The organism is Pseudomonas sp. TWRC1-2 (assembly GCF_049896685.1).
Classification (GTDB): domain Bacteria; phylum Pseudomonadota; class Gammaproteobacteria; order Pseudomonadales; family Pseudomonadaceae; genus Aquipseudomonas.
The window spans coordinates 443055-456566 of the sequence record NZ_JAFCUU010000001.1 but is presented as its reverse complement, the minus strand read 5'-3'; the positions used below and the strand labels follow the sequence as shown (position 1 = coordinate 456566).

Sequence of the window (13512 nt, the reverse complement as noted above, 5' to 3'; positions counted from 1 at the left end):
GGATGCCGAAAGCGCAGCTTAAGCAGCGTCCCGTGCTGAAATTGGCCCCAGGACGGCAGGCTCTGCTAGGCCGTAAGCGAACCCAGCAAACCTTGCAAAAAGCGCTCGCCGGCGTCCATTTGGCTGATCTCGATAAACTCGTCGGGCTTGTGCGCCTGCTCGATCGAACCCGGCCCGCACACCACCACCGGCACATCCAGGCGCTGCTTGAACAGGCCGCCCTCGGTACCGAACGAGACCTTGGAAGTGCCGGTGCCTGGCGCGGCGAATTGCTTGAGAAAACGCACGGCTTCTACACTGGGGTGGGTGTCGAGGCCGGGATACACGTTGACGGTTTCGATTTCGATGGCCGCCACGCTGGACAACTTCTGTGCCTCGCGCACGATCACTTCAGCGCGCTCGCGCATCTGCTCCAGGAATTGCTCCAGATCGTCGGCCGGCAGGTTGCGCACTTCGAAATCCAGGGTGCACAGGTTAGGCACGATATTCAGCGCCTTGCCGCCGACAATCTGCCCCACGTGCACGGTGCTATAGGGCACGTCGTAGTCGCTGTCCTGTGCGCCGTGGTGTTGCAGTTGCTGCTGGCTCTCGCGCAGGGCAGCGATAAAGTCGCACGCCACATGAATCGCATTGACCGAGCGTGGCGCCAGGGACGAATGGGCTTCCTGGCCCCGGCAATACGTGCGGTAAGATCCCTTGCCCTTGTGGCCCAGCACAAACTGCATGTTGGTGGGTTCTCCGATCACGCACAGAAACGGCCGCACCGGTGCCAGGTGCAGCACGTCGAGCAGGCGCCGTACGCCGACGCAACCGATCTCTTCGTCATGGGAAAGGGCCAGTTGCAGCGGGCGGTTCAGGCGGTGGTCGGCGGCATCCAGCATGGCGTCGATGGCCAGGGCGATAAAGCCCTTCATGTCGCAACTGCCGCGCCCATAGATGCGCCCGTTCTGCACGGTGGCGGCGAAGGCGGGAAAGGTCCAGGCCTGCCCCGCTGCCGGTACCACGTCGGTGTGCCCGGACAGCAACACTCCTGGCTGCTCCTTGGGCCCGGTGCTGGCGAACAGGTTGGCCTTCTTGCCGCTCTGGTCTTTGACGATCAGCGACTCGATGCCTTTGGTCAGCAGCAGGTCGCGCACGTAGTCGATCAGGGCCAGGTTGGATTCCGACGACACGGTGTCGAAAGCCATCAGCTGTTTGAGAATCTCGAGAACCCGGGGTTTCATGAGGCTTGGCTCCGTTGCTCGACAGGTGGGGCGAACCGGGTGATGGAGAACGGTTCGATCGGGGTACTGGTGCTCCCGGTGCCAAGCAGTTCGGCCATCACATCGCCGACGCCCGGGCCGAGCTGGAAGCCGTGGCCGCAAAAACCGAAGGCATAAAACAGACCGTCGACGGTGCCGCTGGCGCCCATCACCGGCAGCGAGTCCGGCAGGTAGCCTTCGATGCCGCTCCACACGCGGATGATATTCAGGTTACCCACGCCCGGCAGCAGGCGGCGCATCTGGCTGACTTGGTTGAGGATGCTGCGCGGTTCCACATAGGCACGGCGGTTGAGCATGTCGGGCTTGCTACGGTAACCGCCGCCGATGACGATATTGCCCCGGGGAATCTGACGGAAGTAGATCACTTCTTCCGGGATCTTGGTGTAGACGCCGATCACTGTCGGCAATGCGTAGGGCACCGGCTCGGTCACCGCCATTTGCGGGCCGTGGGTGTCCAGCGGTACCGGTTCACCGAACTGCGCCGAGAGTTTCTGACCCCAGGCGCCGGCGGTGATCAACAGTTGCGCGGCGTGGAACTGGCGACCGTCGGTGGTGGAAACATGAAAGTCAGCGCCGACCTTCTGCACCTCAGCGACTTCAGTGCGTTCTTCAATTTGCGCCCCCAGGCGTCGTGCAGCCCGGGCAAAGGCTGGTGCGGCCAGGCGCGGGTTGGCGTGGCCATCGTGGGGCGCATAGGAGCCGCCCTTGACGTCCGGGCCGAGGAAGCCGAAGCGTTGATGCAGCTCGGCGCCACGATAAATTTTCAGGTCCAGCTGTTCAGCTTCCGGCGCGGTCGCGTAGGCTTCCAGCTCGGCGATTTCATCTTCGCGATAACACACGCGCATGTGGCCACTGGGAATGAACTCCAGGTCATCATCGATCAGTTCCGGCAGGCGCTTCCACAGCGCCCAGGAGCGGTTGGCCAGGGCCAGTTGACCAAGGAAGCGCCCTTGCCGGCGCACGTTGCCGAAGTTGACGCCACTGGCGTACTGGCCGATCTGGTCGCGCTCCAGCAGGATCACCGACAGCCCGCGACGCCGCAGAAAAAACGCGGTGGCCGAGCCCATCACGCCGCCACCGACAATCACTACATCGGCTTTTTGTACACTCATGAAGGCACCTCCTCGGTGATCAGCATCGACAAGGGTTTGACCGGCGCCTGGCCGCGCTGGCGCCCCACCTCCTGGACCTGCACGCCGGCAGCGGCGGCGATCACTTCAGCCCCGGCCTGGGAGCAATAACGCCCCTGGCAACGGCCCATGCCCACGCGGCTGAACGCCTTGGCGCGATTGACCTCGCAGGCGCCCTTCTCCTTCACCGTGCGGCGCAACTCACCGGCACTGATCATCTCGCAGCGGCACACGATGGCGCTGTCTGGCAGGGCCCTGGCCTGTTCACTGGGCCAAGGGAACGCCTGGGCCAGGCCGAGGCGGAACTGGTCCATCACTGCCAAGGCCTGTTGTTGTTCATCACGCAAGCCGGTGTCCACCGGTTGTTGCTGGTCTTCCAGCAGTGCCAACGCCACCAGGCGCCCGGCGTGCTCGGCGGCATCCGCGCCGCGAATCTTCGAACCGTCACCGGCTGCATACACGCCCTTCACCGAGGTGCGTCCGGCGTCATCGGTGGCCAGCCACCATTGGCTGGAGGCTTGATCAAACGCCATGGCGCACCCGGCCAGATCGCCCAATTGCGTCTCGGGGCGCAGGTGATAACCCAGCGCAACGGCGTCCGCCTGCACCGTGACCACCCGCCCACTGCCCGTGGTGAACCGCACGCCCATTACACCCTTGGCGGCGTCACCCATGACTTGCAGCGGCTTGATCCCCAGGTGCACCGCCACCTTGGCACGGTACAGTTGCGCCAGCAGCTTGATCCCGGTGAACAGCACGCCAGGCCGCGCCAACAGTTTGGGCATGGCTTTCAGGCGCAGGCTCAGTGGCGAGGTATCAAGCACGGCCGCCACCTCGGCGCCGGCCTTCACGTATTGGCTGGCAACCAGGTACAGCAACGGCCCGCTGCCCATGAACACCACGCGATGACCGATGGACACGGCCTGGTTTTTCAAGGCGATCTGCGCTCCGCCCAAGCTATAGGTGCCCGCCAGTTGCCAACCCTCGACAGGCATCAAGCGGTCGGTGGCGCCGGTGCACAGGATCAGCGCGTCATACCCCACGGTGGTATGGCGGCCCTGGCTCACGCAGCACAGTTGCCCCGGCGTGAGGTTCCACACCAGGGTGTCGGGGCGGTAGTCAATGGCGCCGCGCAGGCGATCGAAACTCTGGTGCAGGTCCTGGGCCTTGGCGGCCTCGCTGCCGTACAAGGTGGTGTAGTCGCGGGTGAACCCGTCGGGCTGGCGGCGGTAGATCTGGCCACCGTCACGGCGATTTTCATCAATCAGGATCGGCTTGATACCCGCCGCCAACAGGGTTTCGGCGCAGCGCACCCCGGCAGGTCCGGCGCCCACAATAACTACCCGTGCAGTGGCCATGTCGCCTCCGGTTGTGTGGTAACGATGTCCAGCCCGTCACGGACTTCATTGGAGCAGGCACGCAGGCGTTCACCGCTGCGGGTCCATACCCAGCAGTCCTGGCACGCGCCCATCAGGCAGAAACCGGCGCGGCGCCCGCTGTCGAATTCCGACTGGCGCAGCGCATTGCCCTGGGTCAGCAGCGCCACCATCAAGGTGTCGCCCTGCAAGGCCTCGATGGCTGCACCATCCACGGTCAGGCTGACCGTCGGCCGGCCCTGTTCGGCCAACCTCACAAAACGCCCCTTCATGCATAGGCTCCCAAGCTGGTGGTGGTGACGCCGCGCTGGGTATTCAGCAACTGGGCGCTGTCGTGGTGGCAAAGGATTTCACCGCCGTTGTCGAGGGCTCGGCGACTCGGCGCAGTGCGGTTGCACAGGCCGTCGACGCGTACCGGGCAGCGATTGAGGAAGGTGCACAGCTCCGGCACATTGGCCCGCTCGCCAATCGCTGGCAGCGTTTCGCACGTGGTGCCGCAGGTTTCCAGCCAGCCCTGGCGCAACTCGGGCACCGAGTGAATCAGCAGGTCGGTGTAGGGGTGGAACGGTGGCTCGGCAAACGACTGGCGGTTGCCGGCCTGCACCTTGTGGCCGCTGTACATCACCACAATGTCATCGCACAACGCACGCACGGTGGAGATGTCATGGCTGATAAACAGGTACGACACCCCCAGTTGCTGGCGCAGGTCCCGCAGCAGTTCGAGGATCGCCGCGCCCACCACCGTGTCGAGGGCCGAGGTCACTTCATCACACAGGATCAGGTCGGGCTTGGCCGCCAGCGCGCGGGCCAGATTGACCCGCTGCTTTTGCCCGCCGGACAGCTCGTTGGGACGACGTTCAGCCAGGGTGCGCGGCAGGCGCACCAGGTCCAGCAACTCACCGACGCGCGCCTTCAAGGCAGCGCCCTTGAGACCGAAATACATCTTCAGCGGGCGGCTGAGGATGGTCGCCACGCTGTGCATCGGGTTAAGCGCGGTGTCGGCGTTCTGGAACACCATCTGGATCCGCCGGAACTGCTCCGGCGTGCGCTTAGACAGGTGGCCGCCCAGCGGCTGGCCATCGAACGTCAGCCCCCCCAGGGCCGGGGTCAACAGCCCCGCGACCACACGCGCCAAGGTGGACTTGCCGGAGCCCGACTCACCGATCACACCGATGGCCTGGCCACGACGCACGGTCAGGTCGATATCTTCCAGCACCCGAATCGCCGGCATGCCTTGCATGTTCTTGTTGCCGTAGCCGGCGGTGAGGCCGCTGATGGTCAGCAGCGGCACGTCTTCGGCAATCCCGCTGGGCGGGCGGATGGTCGTGTCGGGCCGTGCGGCGGCCAGCAAACTGCGGGTGTATTCGTGGGCAGGGGTCTTGAGCAGCGGCGCGGTGGCGCTCTGTTCGAGGATTTGCCCAGCGTTGAGCACCACGATCTGGTCGGCCATTTGCGCAACCACCGCCAGGTCGTGGGACACATACACCGCCGTGGCGCCACGCTCGCGCACCACGCGTTTGAACGCGCGCAACACATCGATCTGGGTGGTCACGTCCAGGGCCGTGGTCGGCTCGTCGAGTACGACCAGCACCGGGTCGCTGATCAGCGCCATCGCCGCCATCACCCGCTGCAGTTGCCCGCCGGAGACTTGATGCGGGTAACGCCGGCCAATGCGTTCGGGATTGGGCAGGGCCAGGTCGCGAAACAAGCCGATGGCCTTGGCTTCCAGCTCGACCCGGGTGCCCAGGCCATGAATCAACGCGCCTTCCACCACTTGGTCGATGAGTTTCTTGGCCGGGTTGAAAGCCGCTGCGGCGCTTTGGGCGATATAGGACACGCGATTGCCGCGCAGGCCCTGCAGCTGTTTTTCGCTCAAGGCGAGCATGTCGTGTTCACCGACCTGCACCACCCCGCCGGACAGGCGACAGCCACGCCGTGCATAGCCGAGCAACGCCAGGGCGATGGTGGTCTTGCCCGAGCCGGACTCGCCAATCAGCGCCAGCACTTCACCTTTTTCCAGGGAAAAGCTCACGCCTTTGACGATTTCCACCTCGCCGCGCTCGTCTCCGGCAACGACGCGCAGGTCTTCGACGCGAATCAATTGGGTCATTTCAATGGCCTCCCGTGCGTCGACTGCGTCGTGATGACAAGTAATCAATCAGCAGATTCACACCGATGGTCAGCGTGCCAATGGCCAACGCCGGAATGATGATGGCCAGCGCACCCTGATTGAGGCCGCCGATGTTTTCGCGCACCAGCGAGCCGAGGTCGGCGTCTGGCGGTTGTACGCCGAGGCCGAGAAAACTCATGCCGCTGAGCAACAGCACGATGTAGCCGAACCGCAGGCCCAGGTCGGTCAATACCGGGTTGAGCATATTCGGCAGGATTTCCATGCACGCCACGTACAAACGGCCTTCGCCGCGAGTGCGCGCAACCTGCACGTACTCCAGGGCCTCGATATTGACCGCCATGCTGCGGGCGACGCGGAACGCGCCTGGGATATAACTGATAACCGCCGTGCAGATCAGCAGCGTCACTGACGAGCCAAACGCCGAGACCATGATCAGCGCAAGCATTTTGCTTGGGATCGAGATAAAGGCATCCATGATGCGGCTGATGATCTCGTCCAGCCACTTGGGCGAGACCACTGACAACAGCGCACACCCGGTGCCGAAGGTGCTGGCCAACAGCGCCGCCACCAGCGCCAGCCCGACGGTGAATCGCGCGCCGACCAATACCCGGCTGAGCATGTCACGCCCCAGGTAGTCGGTGCCGAACGGATGAGTGAGGCTGAAGCCTTCGAAGATGTTATCGGACACCACTTCACCCACCGGGTGTGGTGCCAGCCAGGGGCCGAACAGCGCCACCAGCAACCAGACGACGCACACAACGGCGCCCACCAGCCCCAACCAGGACGGGCCGCTGGAAACCTTGGCAAGGGCCAGCGCGGAAGACACAGGCTTGGATTTCGCAATGAGCGGGTTCATTGGTTTCTCAGCCTCGGATTGGACAGGATTGCGCACAGGTCGGCGATCAGCACCAACCCCAGGTAGGCCGCGCAGAACAACATGGTGCACGCTTGTACCAGCGCCATGTCACGGTTGGTCACGGCATCGACCATCAAGCTGGCAATGCCGGGATAATTGAAGATGGTTTCGACGATCACCACCCCGCCCAGCAGGTACGACAGGCTGAGGGCGATGGCATTGGCGATCGGCCCGATCGCATTGGGCAGCGCATGGCGCAGCACAATGCGAATGGGGCTGACGCCTTTGAGTCGGGCCATTTCCACGTAGGGGCTGTCGAGTTGATCGATCACGGCGGCGCGGGTCATGCGCGCCATTTGCGCGACGATCACGCAGCACAGCGTCATCACCGGCAAGGCATAGGTACGCATGAATTGCAGCGGTGAGGTGATGTCGCTGGCGTAAGACAGCGCCGACAACCAGCCGAGGTTGACCGCGAAAATCAGCACCGCCAGGGTTGCCACCAGAAACTCCGGCACCGCGACCATCGCCAGGGTAATAAAGCTCAGGCAACTGTCGATGCGCCCGCCACGGCCCATCGCCGAGCCGATACCCAGTACCAGTGCCACCGGCACCGAGACCAGCGCCGTGGCGCCCGCCAGCATCAGGGTGTTGGGCACCCGGCCCGCCATCAGTTCACCCACCGGCATGGCGTTGGACACTGACACGCCCAGGTCGCCGGTGAGCAGGCTCATCAACCAGTGCAAATAACGCAACACACCGGGCTGGTCCAGCCCCAGCTTCAGGCGCAGTGCCGCCACCTGCTCAGGGGTCGCGAACTGGCCGAGGGATTGCTGCGCCGCGTCCCCCGGCAGCACCGCCGTGATCGCAAACACGACCATGGACACAATCAACAAGGTCAGGGCCCCGGCGCCGAAACGCCGGGCGATCAACCACAGTGTATTGCCATTCATCGCACTGCCCTCCTCACGCGTCCAGCCACACCTGCTCGGCAAACATGTAGCCCATGAAACCGCCCAGCGGGTTGGTGCCGTATCCCTTGACGCGCTGGTCCACGCCGTCAATGTTGCTGATGAACACCGGCACGCCGATACCGCAGTGGTCGTGCACCAGGGTCTGCATGTCGCCATACATTTTGGCGCGCTTGGCGTCATCGTTTTCGCCACGGGCCAGCATCAACAGCTGGTCGAACTGATCGTTCTGCCAGCCGGATTCGTTCCACGGCGCCTTGGACTGGAAGAACTGCGAGAACATCACGTCGGCATTCGGCCGAGGGTTGATGTTGCCGAAGCTCAACGGGTGCTTCATCCAGTGGTTGGACCAGTAGCCGTCGCTCGGCAGGCGGTTCACGTCCAGCTTGAGCCCGGCCTGTTTCGCCGATTGCTGCAACAGCACGGCGATGTCCACCGAACCGGTGGCGGCAGGCGATGCCATGACCGGCATGGTGATGCTTTCCATGCCGGCTTTCTTCAGCAGGAACCTGGCTTTTTCCGGGTCGTAGACCGTCTGCGGCAGATCGGCGTTGAAGTAACGCGAACCCGGCGCGATCGGGTGGTCGTTGCCCACCACGGCAAACCCACGGAACACCGCAGACTTGACCTGCTCACGGTCGAGCAGCAGCTTCATGGCCTGGGTGAATTCCGGGCTTTTGCCGGGTAACTGGTCCTGGCGAATGATCAAGTCAGTGTAGTTGCCCGACGGCGCATCCACGACTCGGTGCTTGGTACTCGCGGCGATGCGCGTGGTGGAACGCGGGTTGACCTCGTTGATCATGTGCACGTCGCCCGACAGCAACGCGTTAACCCGCGATGGCTCGTCGGCGATGGCAATGAACTCGATCTCGTCGAGGTACGGCAAGCCCGGTTTCCAGTAGTTCTTGTTGCGCACGGCAATCGAGCGCACACCCGGCTTGAACTCACCGACAGTGAACGGGCCGGTGCCGATGCCTTTGTTGAAGTCGGTGGTGCCCTCGGGAACGATCAACAAGTGCGACACGGCGAGGATCGAAGGCAACTCGGCGTTGGGCGCGCTAAGGCGAATTTGCACCTCGTTAGGCCCGCTGGCCTTGATCTCGGCGAACTGCTCCATCAGCGGCATGACTTTGGAGCCGGTAAGCGGGTCTTTGTGGCGGTTCAGGGAGAACACCACGTCGGCGGCGGTCAGGGCCTTGCCATTGTGAAAGGTCACGTCTTTGCGCAGGGTGATGGTCCACACCGTGGCGTCGGTATTGTCGATGCGCTCAGCCAGTTCCAGTTGCGGCACCAGGTGCTTATCGAAACGGGTCAGGCCGTTGTAGAACATGTAGTGGCGTGCATAGTCGGTGGACAGCGCGCCCTTGGCCGGGTCGAGGGTGTCGGCGGTGGAGCTGGACATGCCGGCCACGCGGATCTTGCCGCCCGGCTTGCCTTTGCCCTCGGTGGCCGCTTCATCGGCGAACAATTTGCCGGCGGCGCCGAACAGGCTGCCCGCACCAGCGGCGGCGACGCCCGCAACGCCGAGCATTTGCAGGGCATTGCGGCGCGACATGCCACGGTTGAGACTTTCGAACACCCGCAGGCTTTCCTGGCCGGAGATGAGCTCGGGTGTGTTTTTGTTGTCAGTCATAGCAAGGCTACCTGTCGATAATCGGAAGAATCGAGTGCTCACGGATGTCCGGAGCGTCCTGGAAACGCAAACGACGGTCACGCAACAACGGCAACTCAGTGCAAATAGTCCTGGAAACGGTAATAGGCGCCCACGAACGGCAGGAACCAGGGTTTGCCGAAATGCCCGGGAATCGCCGGCCATTCCAGTTCACCCCACGGGTTGGCCGCCGCGTTGCCCGCCATGACGTCAGCCATGACCTGGCCCATGTGCACGGACATCTGCACGCCATGGCCGCTATAGCCCATGGAATGGAACACGCCGCCGTGCTGGCCGGCGCGGGGCAGGCGGTCGGACGTCATGTCCACCAGGCCGCCCCAGCAGTAGTCGATCTTCACGTGCGCCAACTGCGGGAACATGTTCAGCATCGCCGCCTGCAGCACCTTGCCGCTCTTGGCGTCGGAGACGCTGTCAGACATGGCAAACCGGGCACGCCCGCCAAACAGCAGGCGGTTGTCCGGGGTCAGGCGAAAATAGTTGCCGATCATGCGGCTGGTCACGTAGGCGCGGCGCAGCGGCAGCAACTGATCGATCAACGCTTGGGACAAGACTTCGGTGACGATGACAAAACTGCCCACCGGCACAATGCGCCGACGGTACCAACCGAGGTCGCCATGCTGGCAGGCGCCGGTGGCCAGCAGCACTTGCCCGGCGTGCAGCGAGCCTTTGGCGGTGTTGACCTGATAGCCACCGGCCTGGGCCTTCCAATCCTTGACGGTAGTGTGCTCGTAGATCATCGCGCCGCGCCGCGCGGCCGCCTCGGCCAGGCCAACCCCGAAGCGACCGACATGCATCTGCACGCCGTTGCGCTGCAGCAAGCCGCCGTGGAACTGGGTCGAGTTGACTTCTGCACGGGTCTGTTCGGCGCTGAGCAACGCGACATCGGCATCCACCTCCTGGCGGATCAGCTCACAGGTGCGGGCCAGGCCTTCGTAATGCAGGGGCTTGGCCGCCAGCTTGAGCTTGCCGTTGCGCACCAGGTCGCAGGCAATCCCTTCCTGCTCGACCAACGAAACGACGGTCTGCACCGCGCTTTCATAGGCCTGGTAATAGGCGCGCGCCTTGGCGGCACCGAGGCTGGCGTGCAGCCCGGCATAATCCTGGGCCACGCCGGTGTTGCATTGGCCACCGTTGCGCCCAGAGGCCTCGCCGATCACACGGCCGGCGTCGAGCACCACCACACTCGCCCCTTTGCTCGCCAACGCACGCGCCGCCGCCAGGCCAGTGAAGCCACCACCTACCACAGCCACATCGACCTGCCCGGGCAAGCTGCCCAGTTGGGCACCGGTGAACGCCGGTGCGGTGTCGAGCCAATAGGATTCACTGCCCATGCTTTACCCCTTGGTGTGCTGTTACAGACCGACCAACGCTGGCAGCCCACCGATATCGGTGATCTGCTGGTAACCGTAAAACGCATTGCCTGGCACTTCGTGGCCACGGGCAACGAACGCTTTGTTTTTGATCTTCATGTCATGGGCCGGCATCAGGTCATAACGGAAGCTGGAAGACACATGCAAGATGTCGTCCGGGCCGCAACCCAGGTTATCGAGCATGAATTCGAAGGCGGCCAGGCGCGGCTTGTAGGCCTGGGCCTGTTCGGCAGTGAATACTTTGTGGAATGGCGCGCCGAGCTTGTCGACGTTGGACATGATCTGGCTGTCGCTGGCATTGGAGAAGATAACCAGGGGAATCTTGTCGGCAATCTTCGACAGGCCGGCCGGCACGTCCGCGTGGGGGCCCCAGGTCGGCACGGCGTCGTAATACAGCTGGCCTTCCTCGCGATACTCGATACCCCAGCGCTTGCAGGTACGGGCCAGGGCGGTCTTGAGAATTTCGTCGTAGGGGCGCCAGTCGCCCATGACCTGGTCGAGGCGGTAGGCCGAGAAGTCCTTGACGAATTGGTCCATCTGCTCAGGGGTGATGCGATCGGCGAAGAGCTCGCGGGTCATGGTGCCCATATGAAAGTTGGTCAGCGTACCGTAGCAGTCGAACGTAATGAATTTGGGACGAAGAAAGCTCATGGAGTGCGGTCCTGAAGTTCGTTGAGTGTGACAAGCGTTCACTGCCCTGGCGGCGGCTCCGCCTCGTTGCAGCACAGGTTCATTACACCACTGTGAAATCAGCATATGCCGTCTAAAAAGACCTTCGCTCAATACAAACCACCGTTTTGGTGGCCGGGCTCAGCAGACTTTGCGGTGCGCGCCAGGCTTGGGCAGGGCCTGTGTTTGTGCGCTTTTAGGGGGCTTTGAGGGGCAGAACGGCTTAAGGACGGGGGTGGGGGCGGCAGAAAGTGTGGCTGGCCGGGATTGCTTGCATGGCCGTGACCACGCTATGGAGATGTACCCGGAAAACACCCTTGGCATTTGCTGCTGCCCCCCTACCCCAATTAAGTAGTAACTGTGGCCGCGCAACACACAGCCCAAGGAATCTGCCGAATATTCCCGACCCACTTGCCAGCCTCTAAAACAGGTGGGATACAAGCATCCTCGTGCTGAACAATACGCTCTATGGAGGCTCGCCATGTCCGCCCTGCCACACCCTGCTTATGTATACCGCCCCATGACCGCGGCCGACCTGCCGGCCGCCCATACCTTGTCGGTGCAACTCAAATGGCCGCACCGCCTGGAAGACTGGGCCATGTTGCAACGTGTCAGCGACGGTTTCGTGGTGATGGATGGCGAGCGCCTGATCGGCAGCGCCTTCACCTGCCCCCAGGGCGACTACGCCACCATCGGTTTGGTGATCGTGAGCAATGACTACCAGGGCCAGGGCATCGGCCGTCGTTTGATGGAAAAAGCCCTCGCCGCCTGTGATGCGCGCACGCCGGTCCTCAACGCCACCCTCGCCGGCGCCCCGCTGTATACCAGCCAGGGGTTCGTCGAATTTGGGCGAGTGCAACAGCATCAGGGCCAGGCGTTGGTGCCCGCCCTGCCGGGACTGGCCGATGGCGAAACCTGCCGCGCCCTGCACGCCGACGACCACCCCAGCCTGCTCGCGCTGGCCAAAGCCGCCAGTGGCCTGGACCGCCGCGAAGTACTGCGCGACCTGCAGGTGGAACACGCGGTGGGCATCGAGCGCGATGGCCAGCTACGCGGCTTCGCCCTGCTGCGGCCGTTTGGTCGTGGGCGCTGCATCGGCCCGGTGGTTGCCGAAAACATCGATCAGGCCAAGCACTTGATCGCGGTACTGCTGGCCCAGGTGCCGGATGCCTTTGTCCGCATCGACATTCCCGTCGCCTGCGGCCTCAGCGACTGGCTCGAAAGCGCCGGGCTGAAGAACATCGACACCGTCGCGCAGATGGCTTTGGGCACGCCGCCCCGGGCCAGCCACGGCGTACACCCCTTTGCCCTGATCACTCAGGCGATCGGCTGACTTTCCTCCCGGAGCATTCCCCATGTCATCTCCCCGTATCCTGCTGTTGGCTCGCGCCGACGGCAGCCGCGTTGCCACGTCTTTCAATACCGGCGCCTTGAGCGCGCTGGACCCCTTCGGCGACACCCGCCAACTCGCCTGGCTGGGCGATGATGGCGTGTCCGCAGGGCTGGTGACATTCAGCGGCGAAGCCGTGATCGAAGGCTTCCCCCACAGCGAAACACTGGTGGTACACGCAGGCCATGTGCTGCTCGGCAGCGCAGACCAGACACTGGAGCTGGGGGTCGGCAGCAGCGCCGTGATCGGTCGTGGCACACGCCTTACAGTGCAGGCGAGCGCAGGCAGCCAATGGGCGTTCTGCGCCGTCGACCAAGCCAATGCTCCGGCGCGCCCGGGCCTGACCTTGCTTGCCCCGCATACCCTGCTCAATCCCTCCGCCGCGCCCGAACCACAGATCCTGATCGGCCCTACCCCGCAGTGCCGCGCGTTCAACCTGTTCGATGATGAGGTCACTGAGCTGCGCATCGGCATCTGGGACTCGACGCCCTACGCCCGCCACGGCCGCCCGCACAAACTGCATGAATTGATGCACCTGCTCGAAGGCAGCGTCACGCTGCAAGACGACGAGGGAGTTGCGGTGACGGTCAACCGTGGCGACACGGTATTCGTGGCCAAAGGTGCGCCGTGTGCCTGGAACAGCACGGTGTATGTACGCAAGGTCTACGCCGTGAAATAAGGCGCA

12 protein-coding genes are annotated in these 13512 nt (G+C 63.7%); 2 read left to right on the top strand and 10 right to left on the bottom strand.

Annotation, left to right across the window (positions count from 1 at the left end; genetic code table 11):
• Positions 1–65 precede the first annotated feature (65 nt).
• The 10 genes from argE to ACP7B3_RS01900 form a co-directional block, all read right to left on the bottom strand.
• Complete coding sequence (gene argE, locus ACP7B3_RS01945) at positions 66–1223, bottom strand: acetylornithine deacetylase (protein WP_426177510.1); 1158 nt, start codon at positions 1221–1223, stop codon at positions 66–68.
• A complete protein-coding gene (locus tag ACP7B3_RS01940; protein WP_369302867.1) occupies positions 1220–2374 on the bottom strand; it encodes an NAD(P)/FAD-dependent oxidoreductase in 1155 nt (384 codons plus the stop codon). Before ACP7B3_RS01940 ends, argE begins: the two co-directional genes overlap by 4 nt.
• On the bottom strand, positions 2371–3750 hold the full coding sequence (locus ACP7B3_RS01935) for an FAD-dependent oxidoreductase (RefSeq protein WP_426177508.1): 1380 nt from the start codon (positions 3748–3750) through the stop codon (positions 2371–2373). The genes ACP7B3_RS01940 and ACP7B3_RS01935 overlap by 4 nt, the downstream gene beginning before the upstream one ends.
• Positions 3732–4040: a (2Fe-2S)-binding protein gene (locus ACP7B3_RS01930; RefSeq protein ID WP_076014590.1), complete on the bottom strand. Its 309-nt coding sequence runs from the start codon at positions 4038–4040 to the stop codon at positions 3732–3734. Before ACP7B3_RS01930 ends, ACP7B3_RS01935 begins: the two co-directional genes overlap by 19 nt.
• Complete coding sequence (locus ACP7B3_RS01925) at positions 4037–5878, bottom strand: ABC transporter ATP-binding protein (RefSeq protein WP_426177506.1); 1842 nt, start codon at positions 5876–5878, stop codon at positions 4037–4039. Before ACP7B3_RS01925 ends, ACP7B3_RS01930 begins: the two co-directional genes overlap by 4 nt.
• A 1-nt stretch (position 5879) precedes the next feature.
• Positions 5880–6755, bottom strand: a complete 876-nt coding sequence (locus ACP7B3_RS01920) for an ABC transporter permease (RefSeq protein ID WP_426177504.1) — start codon at positions 6753–6755, stop codon at positions 5880–5882.
• A complete protein-coding gene (locus ACP7B3_RS01915; protein WP_426177502.1) occupies positions 6752–7708 on the bottom strand; it encodes an ABC transporter permease in 957 nt (318 codons plus the stop codon). The genes ACP7B3_RS01920 and ACP7B3_RS01915 overlap by 4 nt, the downstream gene beginning before the upstream one ends.
• A gap of 13 nt (positions 7709–7721) precedes the next feature.
• A complete protein-coding gene (locus ACP7B3_RS01910) occupies positions 7722–9359 on the bottom strand; it encodes an ABC transporter substrate-binding protein (RefSeq protein WP_145160741.1) in 1638 nt (545 codons plus the stop codon).
• A gap of 95 nt (positions 9360–9454) precedes the next feature.
• Positions 9455–10729: an NAD(P)/FAD-dependent oxidoreductase gene (locus tag ACP7B3_RS01905; RefSeq protein ID WP_262209550.1), complete on the bottom strand. Its 1275-nt coding sequence runs from the start codon at positions 10727–10729 to the stop codon at positions 9455–9457.
• Between the two features lie 21 nt (positions 10730–10750).
• Complete coding sequence (locus tag ACP7B3_RS01900) at positions 10751–11419, bottom strand: haloacid dehalogenase type II (RefSeq protein WP_017478856.1); 669 nt, start codon at positions 11417–11419, stop codon at positions 10751–10753.
• A gap of 499 nt (positions 11420–11918) precedes the next feature.
• On the opposite strand from ACP7B3_RS01900, the gene ACP7B3_RS01895 reads away from it, so the two are divergent.
• Both ACP7B3_RS01895 and ACP7B3_RS01890 read left to right on the top strand, forming a co-directional pair.
• Entirely contained in the window at positions 11919–12770 is an 852-nt protein-coding gene (locus ACP7B3_RS01895) for a GNAT family N-acetyltransferase (protein ID WP_426177499.1), read from the top strand.
• A gap of 22 nt (positions 12771–12792) precedes the next feature.
• On the top strand, positions 12793–13506 hold the full coding sequence (locus ACP7B3_RS01890) for a cupin domain-containing protein (RefSeq protein ID WP_426177497.1): 714 nt from the start codon (positions 12793–12795) through the stop codon (positions 13504–13506).
• The last annotated feature ends 6 nt before the right edge of the window (positions 13507–13512 follow it).

What these genes read in the sequence shown, in the direction of transcription:
- ACP7B3_RS01915 (WP_426177502.1), bottom strand. Translation starts at nt 7,708, where the DNA reads ATGAATGGCAATACACTGTGGTTGATCGCCCGGCGTTTCGGCGCCGGG.
- argE (WP_426177510.1), bottom strand. Translation starts at nt 1,223, where the DNA reads ATGAAACCCCGGGTTCTCGAGATTCTCAAACAGCTGATGGCTTTCGAC.
- ACP7B3_RS01905 (WP_262209550.1), bottom strand. Translation starts at nt 10,729, where the DNA reads ATGGGCAGTGAATCCTATTGGCTCGACACCGCACCGGCGTTCACCGGT.
- ACP7B3_RS01940 (WP_369302867.1), bottom strand. Translation starts at nt 2,374, where the DNA reads ATGAGTGTACAAAAAGCCGATGTAGTGATTGTCGGTGGCGGCGTGATG.
- ACP7B3_RS01890 (WP_426177497.1), top strand. Translation starts at nt 12,793, where the DNA reads ATGTCATCTCCCCGTATCCTGCTGTTGGCTCGCGCCGACGGCAGCCGC.
- ACP7B3_RS01935 (WP_426177508.1), bottom strand. Translation starts at nt 3,750, where the DNA reads ATGGCCACTGCACGGGTAGTTATTGTGGGCGCCGGACCTGCCGGGGTG.
- ACP7B3_RS01910 (WP_145160741.1), bottom strand. Translation starts at nt 9,359, where the DNA reads ATGACTGACAACAAAAACACACCCGAGCTCATCTCCGGCCAGGAAAGC.
- ACP7B3_RS01920 (WP_426177504.1), bottom strand. Translation starts at nt 6,755, where the DNA reads ATGAACCCGCTCATTGCGAAATCCAAGCCTGTGTCTTCCGCGCTGGCC.
- ACP7B3_RS01930 (WP_076014590.1), bottom strand. Translation starts at nt 4,040, where the DNA reads ATGAAGGGGCGTTTTGTGAGGTTGGCCGAACAGGGCCGGCCGACGGTC.
- ACP7B3_RS01895 (WP_426177499.1), top strand. Translation starts at nt 11,919, where the DNA reads ATGTCCGCCCTGCCACACCCTGCTTATGTATACCGCCCCATGACCGCG.
- ACP7B3_RS01925 (WP_426177506.1), bottom strand. Translation starts at nt 5,878, where the DNA reads ATGACCCAATTGATTCGCGTCGAAGACCTGCGCGTCGTTGCCGGAGAC.
- ACP7B3_RS01900 (WP_017478856.1), bottom strand. Translation starts at nt 11,419, where the DNA reads ATGAGCTTTCTTCGTCCCAAATTCATTACGTTCGACTGCTACGGTACG.